The sequence below is a fragment of the Streptomyces sp. NPDC002958 genome (genome assembly GCF_055563255.1).
The window spans coordinates 140,903-154,629 of the sequence record NZ_JBVHDS010000001.1 but is presented as its reverse complement, the minus strand read 5'-3'; the positions used below and the strand labels follow the sequence as shown (position 1 = coordinate 154,629).

Here is a 13,727-nt window from a genome sequence, read left to right as displayed (position 1 = left end):
CGTTACGCACCGCGGGCTCCGCGCCTAGCGTGCTTCCGTATGGACGACACGACGAGCCCGGACGACACAATCGTCAGCCCGGACGGCGCGGCCGGCAGGGCCACCGACGACACCACGGGCACGCTCGACGAGGCGCTGGAACGCCTCCACACCGCGGGCCCCGAGCGGAACGGCTGGCTGAGCAATCACGGCCCGATGGCCGTCGAGGCGCTGGTCCGGCACGGTCAGGCACCGGCCGTGCACCGATGGCTCGACCACTACAGCCACAAGCTGGAGGGCATGCCGGACACCGCGTCCCGGGTGACGGCGGAGAACTGGCGCGAGGCCCTGGGCGACCCGCGCCGGATCGCGGACTGGACGGCGTACTTCGAGCGGGAGACGGCCGAGCGCCCCTGGCGGGACGTCCTGACCGAGTGGTGGCCACGGCTGCTCCCCGGCATCGCGGCGGGTGCCACCCACCCCGCGATCCGGGTCGGCCACTCCGTACGCACCCTGCTCACCGGCGAGGCGAGCGCGCCCCGGATCACCGAGCTCGCCCATGGCCTCGGCTACTGGGCCGCCCGCCACCAACCCCTGCCCGCGCTGGCACCACTCCCGCCCTCGCCGAGCGCCGCGGCCGCCCTGGACGCGGTACCACCGGTGCCCGAGCAGAGCGGCGGAATCCGGGACCGGCTGGCGCAGCTCACCGCGTTTCCCGTGTGGCCGCAGAGGTTCACCGACCGCCCGGACGAGGCACGGGCCCGGCTGGAGGAGCTGGTGCGGGCCGCGACCCACCGCTATGCCACGCACGGCCACGGCGAACCGATCATGCTGGTGCATGCCGCAACGGCGCCCAATGCCGTGCTGCGCACTCTGCCCGCGCTTCCCCGTGCCCTGTGGGTGCCCAGCCTGGGGGCCGCCTGGGCGGCGAGCGCCGCGGTCACCGCAGCGTACGGCCCGGCCGAGGCAGCCCCGTACACACCGGCTACCGCGTCCGCCGATGAGCTCTTCGCACGGGCGGCAGCACACGGCGACGATCACACCATCAAGTTCACCGACACCGCACTGGACATCGGCGACGCGACGGCCCTCGCCGCCGCACTCCGCTCCATTGAACTGAATCCACCGGCCCTGTGACGGCCCTCTTCCGGACGACCATCGCCGATCTCAGCCGAACTGCACCGACCGCTTCGCGAGCCCCATCCAGAACCCGTCGATCACGCTTCGGCCCTGGTCCAGCTCGTTCTCGGCGGCGCCGAGCGTCACGAAGAGCGGCGCGAAGTGCTCGGTGCGCGGGTGGGCCAGTCGGCCGGCTGGGGACTTGTGCTCGAAGTCCAGCAGCGCGTCGATGTCCTGCGCCCGGAGCGCCCGGTTCCCCCAGTCGTCGAACTCCGCCGACCAGCCGGGGGTGCCGCCGCCCGCATGCCGCAGGGCGGCCAGGTTGTGGGTGAAGAAGCCGCTGCCGACGATCAGGACGCCCTCGTCGCGCAGCGGCGCGAGCTTGCGTCCGGTGTCCATCAGCTTCCGCGGGTCCAGCGTCGGCATGGAGATCTGGAGTACGGGGATGTCGGCGCCCGGGAACATCTCCACCAGCGGGATGTACGCCCCGTGGTCGAGGCCGCGGTCCGGGATGTCCTGGACCGGCGTACCGGCGCCGCGCAGCAGTTTGCGTACGTTCTCCGCCAGCTCCGGGGCGCCCGGGGCGGTACCGCACCCGGTAGTAGTGCTCGGGGAAGCCCCAGAAGTCGTAGACGAGCGGGACCGTCTCCGTCGCACCGAGGGCGAGCGGGGCCTCCTCCCAATGCGCGGAGACCATCAGGATCGCACGGGGGCGGGGCAACCCGGCGGACCAGGCGGCCAGTTCGCCGGGCCAGACCGGGTCGTCGGCCAGCGGCGGAGCGCCGTGGGAGAGATAGAGGGCGGGCATGCGCTCCGCGGTGACAGTCATGACACTCCCCATCCGCTGCTGATCGAAGTAGGTCTTTTGCCGCTCTCTGATGAAGGCAGGTTCTTTAATCTTCAAGTTTCCACCTCCAGAGACCTTAGCTACATCTAGTTAAACTTTCAAGAAAAGGTCGTACAGTGGAGTACATGACCACGGCATCCCCCAGCGAGCCCCGCTGGCTCTCCGACGAAGAGCAAAGCGCCTGGCGGGCGTATCTCCACGCCACCACGCTCGTGGAGGACCACCTCGACCGCCAGTTGCAACGCGATGCCGGCATGCCACACATCTATTACGGACTGCTCGTCCAGCTCTCCCAGGCACCCCGCCGCCAAAAGCGGATGACCGAACTGGCCAAGGACGCCAAGATCACTCGCTCCCGGCTCTCGCATGCCGTCGCGCGGCTGGAGAAGAGCGGCTGGGTGCGCCGCGAGAACTGCCCGTCCGACAAGCGCGGTCAGAACGCGGTCCTCACCGACGAGGGCTGCGAGATGCTCCGCCGGTCCGCGCCGGGCCATGTCAGCGCCGTGCGCCAGGCATTGTTCGACCGCCTCACGCACGAGCAGGTGCGCTCGCTGGGCGAGATCATGCAGGTCGTCGCCACCGGGCTGCAGCCGGAGGGCACGGACGCGGATCTGCCCTGGCTGCGCTGAGCCACCCACCGCGTACCGGAACAGCTCTGCCCCGGTTCCGTCGAGCGGAACCGGGGCAGAGCCACGTTCACGTCACGTCACGTCACACGTCACGCGTTGCGTGTTGCGCATCGGTACTCAGTCCTCAGCCTCAGTCCTCAGTGGGCGACGACCGGAACCTTGTTCTCGTCCTCGAGAGCGTCGGCGGCACCCGAACCGGAGGCTCCGGTGGCCGGGGTCTCCGAGGGACGCCCGGCGTTGATGAAGGTCACCGCGATCGCGGAGGCCACCACCAGGATGCCGACGGCCCACCAGATGGCACTGGTGAAGCCGTGCACCATCGACTGGAACGTCAGCAGCTGCGGGTCGGTGGCGCCGAGCGCGGCGTGCGAGGTGGTGTAGGCCGTCGCGGCCGATGCGGCAATGGTGTTCAGCAGTGCCGTACCGATCGCGCCGCCCACCTGCTGCGAGGTGTTGACCATCGCGGACGCGACACCCGAGTCCCTCGCCTCGACGCCGTGCGTGGCCAGAGACATGGCCGGCATGAACGCCGTACCCATGCCCAGCCCCAGCAGGAGCTGTGCGGGCAGGATGAGCGTGGTGTAGGAGGAACCGATCTCCAGCTGTGTCAGCAGCAGCATGCCGACGGCGGCGACCAGGAAGCCGGGGCCCATGAGCTTGCGCGCCGGGACCCGGGTCATCAGCCGGGCACCGATCTGCGTCGAGCCGGTGATCATGCCCGCGATCATCGGGAGGAAGGCGAAACCCGTTTTGATCGGCGAGTAGCCCTTCACGACCTGGAGGTAGTACGTCAGGAAGAGGAACAGCCCGAACATCGCGATGGTGGCCAGCCCCAGCGAGAGGTAGACGCCACCGCGGTTGCGGTCCATCAAGACGCGCAGCGGGAGCAACGGCGACTTGACCCGGGCCTCGGTCAGGACGAAGGCCAGGAGCAGCACACCGGACGCGACGAACATGCCGATGGTCAGCTTGTCCGACCAGCCGGCGGACTCGGCGCGGGTGAATCCGTACACCAGCGAGACCAGACCCAGCGCGGACAGGACGACGCCCGGGATGTCGAGCGAGGAGCGGTTGCGGCTGCCGGACGGCTCGCGGATCACGAAGTACGCGCCTGCGGCCGCGACGATCGCGAACGGGATGTTGACGAAGAACGTCCAGCGCCAGTTCAGCGCCTGGGTGAGGAAACCGCCGAGGATCAGGCCGACGGCGCCACCGCCACCGGCGATCGCACCGTAGATGCCGAACGCCTTGGCGCGCTCCTTGGCGTCGGTGAACATCACGGCGAGCAGCGACAGGGCCGCCGGGGCGAGCAGCGCGCCGAAGGCACCCTGGAGCGCACGCGAGCCGAAGAGCATGCCCTGGTTCTGCGCCGCGCCACCGAGCGCGGAGGCCAGCGCGAAGCCGATCAGGCCGACGACAAAGGTCCGCTTACGGCCCCAGAGGTCGGCGATCCGGCCCCCGAAGAGCAGCAGTCCACCGAAGGCCAAGGCATAGGCCGTAATGACCCACTGCTTGTTGGCATCGGAAATGCCCAGGTCCGCCTGGGCGTGCGGCAGCGCGATGTTCACGATCGTGGCATCGAGCACGACCATCAGCTGCGCAAGGGCGATGAACGCCAGCGCTTTCCAACGGCTGGGGTCCGGGAGCCTGATATCAGCTGTTTTTGACATGGGGGTATCCACCTAAGGACGCGCGTGGACGCGCGAAGTCGTGAACCGAGAGGTCGGTGAACGGGCGGTCGGTCGGTCGGTCGGTCGGTCAAGGACGGTCGGCGAAGACGGCCGTCGGCGAAGGAGACCGCGGTGAAAAGACACGCGGTGAAACGGAAGGGATGGTCAAGGCATGGCGGGCACGCCACCGGGCCCCTGATTCAGGGGCCCGGTTCGGGCGTCATGGCGGCGCCGCAGATCCTCCAAGGTCGCCGCCGTTCCAGGCAGTTCGGACCGGGCCGGAGCCTCCAGTCCGTCCAGGAACAGCTGTAGATGGCGGTGGGTGAACCGGTCGATGCCCAGGCAGGCGAAGCCGGGCAGCGGCCGGGTGAGCTGGGAGAGGGCGACCAGTACGTCACCGACGGCGATGTCGGTACGCAGGCGCCCCGCGGACATGGCGCGCGCCACAAGCCCTTCGACGGCCTCTTCGAGGCGTCGACGCTCGGCGAGCAATTCGGGATGGTCCTTGTCGAAGCTGCCGGACAGCATCGGACACAGCGCCCCGATCCGTTCGTCGGCCGCCGCGTGCACGAAGCGACTGAGCGCGGCAAAGGGATCGGCCTCTTCGGCCGTCGCCTCCTGAGCACGGTCGGTGGTGCGGGAGGTGACCGCGAGCACGACCTCGTGCGTCAGCGCGGCCCGGTCGGGGAAATTCCGGTAGAGCGTGGCGTTGCCGACGCCGGCGCGCCGGGCAATCTCGTCGAGCGGCACATCCGGCCCGAACTCGACGAACATCTCGCGCGCGGCCGTCACGATCCGTTCCCGGTTGCGCAGCGCGTCGGCCCGCGGACGGGTCGTCCGGGGCTGCGCCGCTCCGGTGGCGGTGCGGGTGACGGTATCCACGACGACTGTCCCTGCCTTCCGGCTCTTCCGGCTCTTCCGGTTCTTCCGGTTCTTCCGGCTCTCGATGCGACGGTCTTCGTGATGACCGTCTTCGGTACGCCGCTCTTCGTTCTTCATGGCGACCCCTTCCCGTAACCGGGGACCGCCTCCCCGTTTCCGTGGGGACACAGGTGCAAACGGGGAAAAGATCCCCGGTTATTTCCCAGCATAATGTGAGCTGACCCACACCCTCGGAACGGGAAAATCAACCGAACGGCGCACCCAACGAGCGGTGCCGCATCACCCGTCCCAGGCTGATCCGCAGAGCGCAGTCGGGGTCGGCCGACTGCCGCGGACCCCGAGGCGCCTCTATGCAGAAGCCCCGCCACCGGATACGCAAGCACCGCCGCCCGATCGCGCTCACCTCGGCAACCGCCCTCGTCATGGCCACAATGGCCACAGCCAGCAGTCCTCTCCCGATACCCGGCCAGGCCTCGGCCGGCCCGGCGGTCGAGGCCCATGCGGCGGGGATCGCCCCGTGCCGGATAACGGCGACCATGGGCGTACAGATGTCGGAAGGCATGCCGACACCGGCGGGCTACGCACGCTCCACCGGCAGGGTTCAAGCCCTCAACCTGATGATCGACTTCTCGGACGCACCGGGCTCCGAACCGGCGATGGACCGGTTCGCCGAATTCTTCCCGCAGACCACCAAGTGGTTCCGGACCGGTTCGTACGGGCGGCTCACCTACGTCCCCCACGCACCCGTGAAGTCCTGGCTGCGGATGCCACTGCCGTTCTCGGAGTACGGGATAGAGCGCGGATCAGCGTACGAACCGGGCTACCGCCACCTCGTCCAGGACCTGATCACCATCGCCGACCCGAAGGTCAACTTCCGCGCGTACGACCTGGTCAACGTCCTGGTCACACCGAACGCCGGGCCCTCCGCCCTGGACACCGTCCTGTCCGTGACCTTCTCCGGCAACGACAAAGCCCCGCACGCGGACAACATCCCGCTCGCCAACACGTCCTTCATCTACAGCCGCCAGGACGACGGCTCGGGGTCGTTCGCACAGACCGGATACCGCGTCCTGCCGCACGAGAACGGCCATATCTTCGGCCTCCCCGACCTCTACACCACGGAGGGCGGCGGCGCGGTCGGGCACTGGGACATCATGTCCGAGGACTGGGGGGCCAATAACGACCTGCTGGGCTGGCACAAGTGGAAGCTCGGCTGGCTGGACAACAAACAGATCAGTTGCGCCTCCCGGCCCGGCACCAGCGACCACGTCCTCCGGCCCCTGGCCACCCGGGGCGGCACGAAGCTGGCGTTCATACCGCTGAGCAGCGAGTCCGGCTACGCGGCGGAGGTACGGACCCAGGCGGGCAACGACCAGGAGGTGTGCCGGCCCGGTGTGCTGATCTACAAGGTGAGCTCGAACGTCGACACCGGTCAGGGGCCGGTGTCCATGGTGGACAGCACCGAGGGCAGCAGCGGCTGCACCCGGCTGCCCAATGTGCACGCCGGGCTCTCCGACGCCCCCTTCCGGCCCGGCGAAACCTTCACCGACCGGGCCAACGGGATACGCATATCCGTGGTCGACAAGGACGATAAGGGGAACTACCACGTCCGGATCACTCGGCCCTGACCCCCCGCAATCACCGCACCCGACCACCCTGCGACCTTCTCCGCAATCACCGCACCCGACCACCCTGCGACCTTCTCCGCAATCACCCGCGCCCGACCATGCTGCGCCGAGCACGTGCACCCCGGGCACGACGCCACAGCAGCGGATGCCCGACAGCTACCCGAAATCCCTGGCGGGAAGGGAAACCGACTGCACACAGAAACACGCACCGATGAGCCACGCGGGTGACGCCCTGAAGCGCCCTGCGCGCTACAGGGGAAGAACCGGGACAAACGAAACTCCGTGAGTGCTCCCGGGAGGCGGCAGACCGCCGACTGCGCGTCCGGTGTGCGGTGTTCCCGCCGAGACCTGCCGAGAGGACAGTGAGGAATCCAGGTGCGGGCTGAGGATCTGGTCGGCTGTTGGGGGCTCACCTCGTATCTGCAGTTCGACAGCGAAGGAAGGACTCATGGGCCGGAGATCGGCCCCGATCCTGAGGGCATGCTGTTCTACAGCCGGGACGGGCACATGGCGGTGAGCATGGTGCCCACCGGGCCACGCGAACGCTTTGCGCAGTGGGAGCAGCACTACAACCAGTACGCCGGGACCTGGTCCTTCCACGGCGACCACGTCGTCCACCACATCGAGGTGGCCCAGGCCCCGGAGTGGGTGGGCACCGATCAGCCCCGGGCCTGCGCGCTGTCCGGCAACGTCCTCACGCTCAGCGACAGGCCCGAGGCGGCGCGGCCGATGCGCCGGGTCATCACCTGGACTCGGCTGCGCGCGGTGTGCTGAGCGGGGCCGGGGCGGGGAGCGGTTCGGTTTCGAATGCCAGCCGCGCCGACAGGTCCTCGGCCAGGGCATCGGCCTTCTCGACGGTGTCCGCGCCGACGACGAAAACGCCCGCCCGGGTGAAGGAGTCCGGCGTGGTCGCGAGGGTGTCGCCGGGGGAGACCGCGAGGGCGGCGTTGATCACGGCGGGGTGCCGTACGAGTTCGTCCCAGCCGTGTAGCGCCCGCAGTCGGCCAGGCGGCGGGAACAGGAACTGAACCCGGGCCGCCCGTGTCATGGGCGGAACCTCGTCGGGGGTGTTGCCGAGCAGGTCGTCGAGGTGCATGCCGTAGAACTCCAGGCCGGGCCGTGTGTGCTCCACGAGGGCGTGGATGAAGTCGCCTCCGGTCCGGATGTGGAACTCGCCCAGGACGACGCCCTGCCCGGTGAGCCACAGTTCGACGTGGAACGCGCCGTGGGTGATGCCCGTCGCCGCCAGGGCGCGCTCGACCGTGTCCCGGGCCGCCGACGCCACCGTTTCGTCCAAGCCCGACGGCATGCGCTGGCTGGTGGAGATGAAGCGGCTGGTGATCTGCTTGTGGGTCAGTCCCAGCACCCTGGGCACGCCCTGGACGAAGACACCTTCGGCGGAGTACTCGGTCCCGGTCACGTGGGTTTCGACGAGGAACGGCAGCGTGTCGCGGAGCGCCTCGTCGGTGAAGCGGGCCGGTTCCCCAGTGCTGTCCGCAGCCGGTTGCTGGAAGGCTTTCTCGGCCGACGCGCTGGATGCGTGGGCCACGGCCGCCGGCAAGTCGTCCAGGTTCTGGACCAGGCAGACGCCGATGCTGGCCAGCCCGTCGCGCGGCTTGACGACCCATGGGCCGGGGGCGGTTCGCTGCACGAAGCGGCGGGCGTCCTCGATCCCGTGGCACACGGCCGAGTCCGGCTGCGGGAAACCGGCTTCGCGCAACAGCTGCCTGCACCGGTCCTTGTAGCGGATGCCGCGGACCGCTTCTGGGGTGTTGCCCGGCAGGCCGAGTTCCTGTGAGATCTCCGCGGCGGCAAGGACGGACAGCTCCGCGATGGTGACGACCGCGTCGATTCCGGTGCGGCCTGTGGCCCAGGCGCGGCATGCCTGCGCATCCCGTACGTCGAGGTCTACGGCTTCGTAGAACAGCGCGCGTTCCTCCGGTGTGGCCTTCGCCAGGTTCGCCGCCGTGTCGGCTCCGACCAGCCGCAGGTCGCGCCGGCGTGCTTGCTCGCTCAGCCGGTTGAGCTGGTCCTGCCCCCAAGGGGGCATCCCCGCTGCTCCCAGTACGAGAATCGTTCCTTTGCCCACGGTGTCACCCTTGGTCTTCCTGTGCCCGGCCGGATTCGGATCAAGAATCCAGCAACCAGACGTCGAAATCCAGGTGCCCGGGCGTATCGATGCACGGTCGCCGCATTTCGGCCGGAGTGGCCGTCCGGCGGCGGACGGACGGTTCTCGTCACCTGTCGTTCAATTCTCATCATCCGGCATATGACTACGAATAATGCGGGGTGATCGCCCGAACAGCCGAATACACTCCCGGGACCGTCGGATTCGTTGATTTCAGGGGCCAGATTCCAATGGGCCGATGCCGCATCCGAATCATGGCCGGAACCCAATGGTCCCCGGACGGGGCTCCGTTGACCGGCTCCTTCGGCCCTCCTACGCTCCTCCTCCGGCAAGCAATCACTCTGTTCACTCAGGACGACCGGATCATGTTTTTCTCAGCCTCCGCCGCTTGGGATACACGGCGCGCTGAGTCGCCGCGCTGACGAACCATGAAGGGCATACCTGGTGCTCATGGAACTGCGCTCACGTCCGGAATTCAGCAGGAAAGACGATGCGGATACGGCGGCCGTGGAAAAAGATCTCTACCGTCGACTCGACATGTTCTCCGGCGATGACGATGTGATCGTCGCCCTGGGCCTGGCCGCCGCGGGCCGCTGGACACCCGACTGGAAGGGGGCGTTCACCGACCGGGCCGGGAACCGGAACAAACCCCTGGATCTGGAATCCGAGGGAATCCCCGCGGAGGAATTCTCACGCTTTCAGCGGCTGTGGTACAGCCTCAAGGTCCCCCACGCCCAGGCGTCCCTGGTCTGGTGGTATCTGCTGTGCCGCGCCCTCGGCCAGGAGGACGGTGTCGATCAGGCGCTGCTCCGGATGACCCAGTGGCTGGGAGTACTGGAGCAGGAGCAGGACCCCGGCCACGACGTGTTGTCCGGCCTCGCCGAGGAGATGGGGCTGACCAATCCGGCGGCGGTGGTCACCGAGGCCGAGACCACGGACATCGAACAGCTGGCGAGGGCGGTCCGCGACGCGGCGCTGCTGATCCCGGCACCGCACACCCGCGACGCCCTCTGGCATGGCCGGCGCACCGCGGTCGGCGCCCTGGCGGCGGCCGCGCGACGTTCCTGGGAGGACCTCCCGGACAAGGAGCGTGGCGAGCTGCTCGCCGCGCTCGAACGGCGCGTCACCAGCGTCGAGCGCATGCGGCTCCTGGTCGACGAGGGTGCGCTGGACAACCGTGGGGTCGCCGCGGCGGTCGCAGACTGCGCGAAGGAACAGGTCGCCGACTGGCCGCAGTCCCGCCTGGCGCTCGTGACGCTCCTGTGGTGCTGGCAGGAGGCCGGCTTCGTCCTCCAGGAACTGAACCAGTCCCTCGTGTCGTTCCCTGCCCTGGCCCTCTTCCTGGCCCGCAAGGACGCGGCCTACGGTCAGGGGCTCGCCGACGAGAGCCCCGCCGATCTCCTGGACGGCGACCTGGTGCGGTACGCCCGGCACCTCGGGGCGCTGCGGCTGCGCTCGGAGGAGACGTACGAGCGGTGCCTGCACTTCGACGGCAGCAACTGGGAACGCCGCGAGTTCCTCCTGCCGCGCGGAATCTACCGGCGCAGGCAACTGCTGCCCGAGAGCCTGTGCGCCCGGCTGCACGCGAAGACGGGCGCCGAACCCCCCTCGCGGGAGGGCACCGGGGAGGATTGGGACGTCTTCCTGGAGCGGGCTCTTGAGGCCGGAAGCACCCCGACCCGTGTCCTGCAGGAGTGCGCGCACTGGGCGGCCAACACCGACGACCTGCCCGTCGACATCGCCGTGTTCACCGTCCCGCTGGGAACGAAACTCCACGAGCCCTGGGCCATGGAGTTCACCGACCTGTTCTGCTACACGGGATTCCGGGACGGATACGAGCCGGCCGACTTCGGTATCACGGCCGACCGGGTGGTCATGTACAACATCATCGCCCAGCGCATGCGCTACAACGCGGTCAAGAAGGCGCAGAACTACGCGCCCGTCATGCGCTTCGCCCCGCAGGGATTCAACCTGCCCGACATCGCGGTCGCGGAGGACGCCAACCACGGCGGACACGCCGCGACAGGCATACGCCTGGCCAGCCGACTCCCCATCACCATCCGCCACGACGGCAACGACTGGAACGGCCTGTCCGACGTGCGTCTCAACCGCTGCGTGTACAGCCCGAACAACCGCTTCCGGCCCCGGGACATGGTCCTCGGCAACCGCTACACGCAGTGGGCCAAGGGCATCGCTGACGCCACATACCGCAGGGGCCTGACCTTCGACGCCAAGTGGGCCGGGAAGGTCACCGACCTGGCGCTCTGAACGGAGGACCGATGACCGACCACGCTCCTGCCGGCCCACGTGCCGGCGAGAAGACCTTCACCGTCCGCTTCGCCGGCCGCAGCGTCCAGGTGCCGCTCCACTGCCCGCACCGGGGCGCGCCGCTCACCGAGGCAACCGTCACCGGCAGTCTCCTGTCCTGCCCCTGGCACGGAGCCACCTTCGACCTGCGCACCGGCAGCCGCGTGCGCGGGCCGCTCTGCCCGGACCTTCCGATCACGGTCCGCGAGGGCCCCCCGGACGAATCCGTCACAATGCCGCAGCAGCCCAGCGACGGGACCGTTCACTGACGCACAAGGAGAGTCCGCATGACGTACGTGATCACCCAGCCCTGCGTCGACATCAAGGACGGCGCCTGCGTCGACGTCTGCCCCGTCGACTGCATCGAGGGCGAAGACAAGGACCGGCAGCTGTTCATCGACCCGGAGCGGTGCGTGGACTGCGATCTGTGCCTGACCGTCTGCCCCGTCGACGCCATCTTCCCCGAAGCGGAAGTACCGCCGGAATGGGCGCACTTCACCCAGGTCAACGCGAGCTACTTCACGGACCGGGAGGCCGACGCATCATGACCACCACCGAGAAGCCCGGGCAGGACAACCTGACGATCGTCCGCTGGGCCGAGGCCGACATCGGCGACGGATCCACCTCCCTGCATATACCGCACAGCGAGCGGCCCGTGCCCATGCACGGCGCCGACTCCACCGGCCTCGGCCTCGTCAGCAACGGCATCGTCGGTGCCGACGTGATCCGGCTACCCGCCGGCGCCGGCTTCCCCCCGCACACCCATCCAGGACACCACCTGCTCGCGGTGCTCGGCGGCCGCGGCACCATCACCTACAACGGACGCGTCCACCCCACCGAAGCCGGCGAGATCTACCTCGTGGAGGGCTCGGTCACACACGCGGTCGGCGCGGTGACCGACCACGTCATCCTGGCCATGGGCGCCCCCCACATGCCCGTCCACTCCGACGAACGCATGGCGGTCGTCACCTACGAGGAAGTGCTCAGCGACGTCGGCAATCTGCACTGCCTCCTGTGCGACACCAAGTCCGACACCCCGCAATACCTGCACGACGTGGGCTGTCCGCACTGTCCCTGCCACAACTGCGCCGTGAACGGGCGGCTGTCCGGCTGAATCCGGCCCGGCACCGTGCCCGCCGGCCCGCGCCGGACCGTAGGGTGCGGCACCGGACAGTACAGTGCGCACTGTCCGCGTCCGATCCGTGACCAGAGAGAGGAAGCGGCATGCCGGAGGCGACGCTGCTCGTCGTGGGCAGCACCGCGAGCACCCCGTGGGGCCAGGACCAGATCCACCGGCTGATCTCCCAGGCCCGGCAGCGCGGCCTACGGGTCCTGGGCGCCGACACCCCGGACAACCTCGCGGGATCCGGGAACCAACGCGACCAGGTCGACGAGACGGTGCCGCTTGACGTGCACGACGTACGTGCCTGCCGCGCCTGGGCGGCGGAGAACCGCGGCCGGATCGCCGCGGTGGCCACCATTCGGGAACTGTCCGTACTGCCCGCCGCGTGGATGGCCCACGATCTCGGCATCACCGGCAATGCCCCCGAGGCGGTGCTCCGCATCCGCCGCAAGGACGCGTGCCGCCAACGGTTGAGGGAAGCCGGATTCCCCCAGCCGCAGACCGCCCAATGCCACGACATCGCCGAGGCCGAACGGTTTCTGCGCGAGACCGGCGACGGGCCGTGGGTCGTCAAGCCCCGCGACGGACTCGCGGGCATCGGCGTGACCATCGTCAGCGGCCCCGGCGAACTCGCCGGGGCCGTGGACAAGTTCGACGCACTCCCGCCCGCCATGAGACCGCTGGGACAACCGCACTCCTTCCTGGTCGAGACATACGTCGACGGGCCGGAGTACTCCGCCGAGGGCGTGATCACCGGTGGCAGGCCACAGGTCCTCGCACTGACCCGCAAGGGCAAGGGCGAAGGATTCGTCGAGACCAGCCACCGGGAGCCCTCCGGGCTCGACGACGAGACCGACGAGGAAGCACGCGTAACCGTCGCGCGGGCACTGACCGCGGTCGGCATCACGCACGGCATCTTCCACGTCGAGTTCTGGGTCACCGCCTCGGGAATCGTTCTCGGCGAACTGCACGACCGCGGCGGCGGCGACTACATCCACGCACTCGTGGAGAGCACCAGGCCCGGATTCAGCCTGTACGGAACGCTGCTGGACGACCTGCTCGCCAGGCCCCCGCAGCCCATCCCGCCGGCCACCGGTGCCGCGTGCGCCCAGTTCGTCCTCGCACCGCCCGGACGGCTGCGCGCGGTGCACGGTTGGGACGAGGTCGTCGCCCACCCGTCCGTGATCGCTTCCCACCTTCAGTTCCACGTGGGCGACACCGTGCCCGAAGCCGCGGACTCCTACACCCGCCCGGCCGTCTTCGTCGCGACCGCCGACAGCCCGAAGGACCTCGACGACCTGGTGGCCCGCCTGCACCACAGCATCACGTTCGACACCGTGAAGGACGAACAAACCGAGACGAAGTGACGGCCACACGCCCCGACAGCCCTGGCCCGCCCGGCCCAGGCCACAGGC

At 69.1% G+C, this 13,727-nt stretch carries 12 protein-coding genes and 1 pseudogene; 9 read left to right on the top strand and 4 right to left on the bottom strand.

Annotated features, from left to right (window positions below):
• The first annotated feature begins 39 nt into the window (after positions 1 to 39).
• Positions 40 to 1,116 carry a questin oxidase family protein gene (locus ACZ3IC_RS00750; RefSeq protein WP_467411255.1) on the top strand — a complete coding sequence of 359 codons (1,077 nt, stop codon included), beginning with the start codon at positions 40 to 42 and terminating at the stop codon, positions 1,114 to 1,116.
• Between the two features lie 30 nt (positions 1,117 to 1,146).
• On the opposite strand, the pseudogene ACZ3IC_RS00745 reads toward ACZ3IC_RS00750, so the two are convergent.
• Positions 1,147 to 1,927 (bottom strand): annotated as a pseudogene (locus ACZ3IC_RS00745) (dioxygenase family protein).
• A 134-nt stretch (positions 1,928 to 2,061) separates the two neighbouring features.
• On the opposite strand from ACZ3IC_RS00745, the gene ACZ3IC_RS00740 reads away from it, so the two are divergent.
• A complete protein-coding gene (locus ACZ3IC_RS00740; RefSeq protein WP_467411253.1) occupies positions 2,062 to 2,574 on the top strand; it encodes a MarR family winged helix-turn-helix transcriptional regulator in 513 nt (170 codons plus the stop codon).
• A gap of 137 nt (positions 2,575 to 2,711) precedes the next feature.
• Here ACZ3IC_RS00740 and ACZ3IC_RS00735 read toward each other — a convergent pair whose 3' ends face one another.
• Positions 2,712 to 4,244, bottom strand: a complete 1,533-nt coding sequence (locus ACZ3IC_RS00735; protein ID WP_467411252.1) for an MFS transporter — start codon at positions 4,242 to 4,244, stop codon at positions 2,712 to 2,714.
• A 165-nt stretch (positions 4,245 to 4,409) separates the two neighbouring features.
• The gene (locus ACZ3IC_RS00730) at positions 4,410 to 5,126 is read right to left on the bottom strand and encodes a TetR/AcrR family transcriptional regulator (RefSeq protein ID WP_467411251.1); all 717 of its coding nucleotides are present in this window, start codon (positions 5,124 to 5,126) and stop codon (positions 4,410 to 4,412) included.
• A gap of 350 nt (positions 5,127 to 5,476) precedes the next feature.
• Between ACZ3IC_RS00730 and ACZ3IC_RS00725 the strand changes: the two genes are divergently transcribed.
• Together ACZ3IC_RS00725 and ACZ3IC_RS00720 are read left to right on the top strand one after the other, a co-directional pair.
• A complete protein-coding gene (locus ACZ3IC_RS00725; RefSeq protein WP_467411249.1) occupies positions 5,477 to 6,754 on the top strand; it encodes a M6 family metalloprotease domain-containing protein in 1,278 nt (425 codons plus the stop codon).
• Positions 6,755 to 7,129: 375 nt separating this feature from the next.
• A complete protein-coding gene (locus ACZ3IC_RS00720; protein WP_467411248.1) occupies positions 7,130 to 7,528 on the top strand; it encodes a lipocalin-like domain-containing protein in 399 nt (132 codons plus the stop codon).
• On the opposite strand, the gene ACZ3IC_RS00715 is transcribed toward ACZ3IC_RS00720, so the two are convergent.
• Positions 7,497 to 8,843 carry an ATP-grasp domain-containing protein gene (locus ACZ3IC_RS00715; RefSeq protein ID WP_467411247.1) on the bottom strand — a complete coding sequence of 449 codons (1,347 nt, stop codon included), beginning with the start codon at positions 8,841 to 8,843 and terminating at the stop codon, positions 7,497 to 7,499. The two genes, ACZ3IC_RS00720 and ACZ3IC_RS00715, sit on opposite strands and share 32 nt — an antisense overlap.
• Before the next feature lie 546 nt (positions 8,844 to 9,389).
• Between ACZ3IC_RS00715 and ACZ3IC_RS00710 the strand changes: the two genes are divergently transcribed.
• From ACZ3IC_RS00710 to ACZ3IC_RS00690, 5 genes are all read left to right on the top strand, one after another.
• Positions 9,390 to 11,150: a hypothetical protein gene (locus ACZ3IC_RS00710; protein WP_467411245.1), complete on the top strand. Its 1,761-nt coding sequence runs from the start codon at positions 9,390 to 9,392 to the stop codon at positions 11,148 to 11,150.
• A gap of 11 nt (positions 11,151 to 11,161) precedes the next feature.
• A complete protein-coding gene (locus ACZ3IC_RS00705) occupies positions 11,162 to 11,458 on the top strand; it encodes a Rieske 2Fe-2S domain-containing protein (RefSeq protein ID WP_467411244.1) in 297 nt (98 codons plus the stop codon).
• An 18-nt stretch (positions 11,459 to 11,476) separates the two neighbouring features.
• Positions 11,477 to 11,737: a 4Fe-4S dicluster domain-containing protein gene (locus tag ACZ3IC_RS00700; RefSeq protein WP_467411242.1), complete on the top strand. Its 261-nt coding sequence runs from the start codon at positions 11,477 to 11,479 to the stop codon at positions 11,735 to 11,737.
• Positions 11,734 to 12,303 carry a cupin domain-containing protein gene (locus tag ACZ3IC_RS00695; RefSeq protein ID WP_467411241.1) on the top strand — a complete coding sequence of 190 codons (570 nt, stop codon included), beginning with the start codon at positions 11,734 to 11,736 and terminating at the stop codon, positions 12,301 to 12,303. The genes ACZ3IC_RS00700 and ACZ3IC_RS00695 overlap by 4 nt, the downstream gene beginning before the upstream one ends.
• Before the next feature lie 110 nt (positions 12,304 to 12,413).
• Positions 12,414 to 13,679, top strand: coding sequence for an ATP-grasp domain-containing protein (locus tag ACZ3IC_RS00690; protein WP_467411239.1), 1,266 nt, complete (start codon positions 12,414 to 12,416; stop codon positions 13,677 to 13,679).
• The last annotated feature ends 48 nt before the right edge of the window (positions 13,680 to 13,727 follow it).

Coding starts and splice junctions, on each gene's coding strand:
- ACZ3IC_RS00750 (WP_467411255.1), top strand. CDS start 40: ATGGACGACACGACGAGCCCGGACGACACAATCGTCAGCCCGGACGGC.
- ACZ3IC_RS00735 (WP_467411252.1), bottom strand. CDS start 4,244: ATGTCAAAAACAGCTGATATCAGGCTCCCGGACCCCAGCCGTTGGAAA.
- ACZ3IC_RS00725 (WP_467411249.1), top strand. CDS start 5,477: ATGCAGAAGCCCCGCCACCGGATACGCAAGCACCGCCGCCCGATCGCG.
- ACZ3IC_RS00705 (WP_467411244.1), top strand. CDS start 11,162: ATGACCGACCACGCTCCTGCCGGCCCACGTGCCGGCGAGAAGACCTTC.
- ACZ3IC_RS00700 (WP_467411242.1), top strand. CDS start 11,477: ATGACGTACGTGATCACCCAGCCCTGCGTCGACATCAAGGACGGCGCC.
- ACZ3IC_RS00695 (WP_467411241.1), top strand. CDS start 11,734: ATGACCACCACCGAGAAGCCCGGGCAGGACAACCTGACGATCGTCCGC.
- ACZ3IC_RS00690 (WP_467411239.1), top strand. CDS start 12,414: ATGCCGGAGGCGACGCTGCTCGTCGTGGGCAGCACCGCGAGCACCCCG.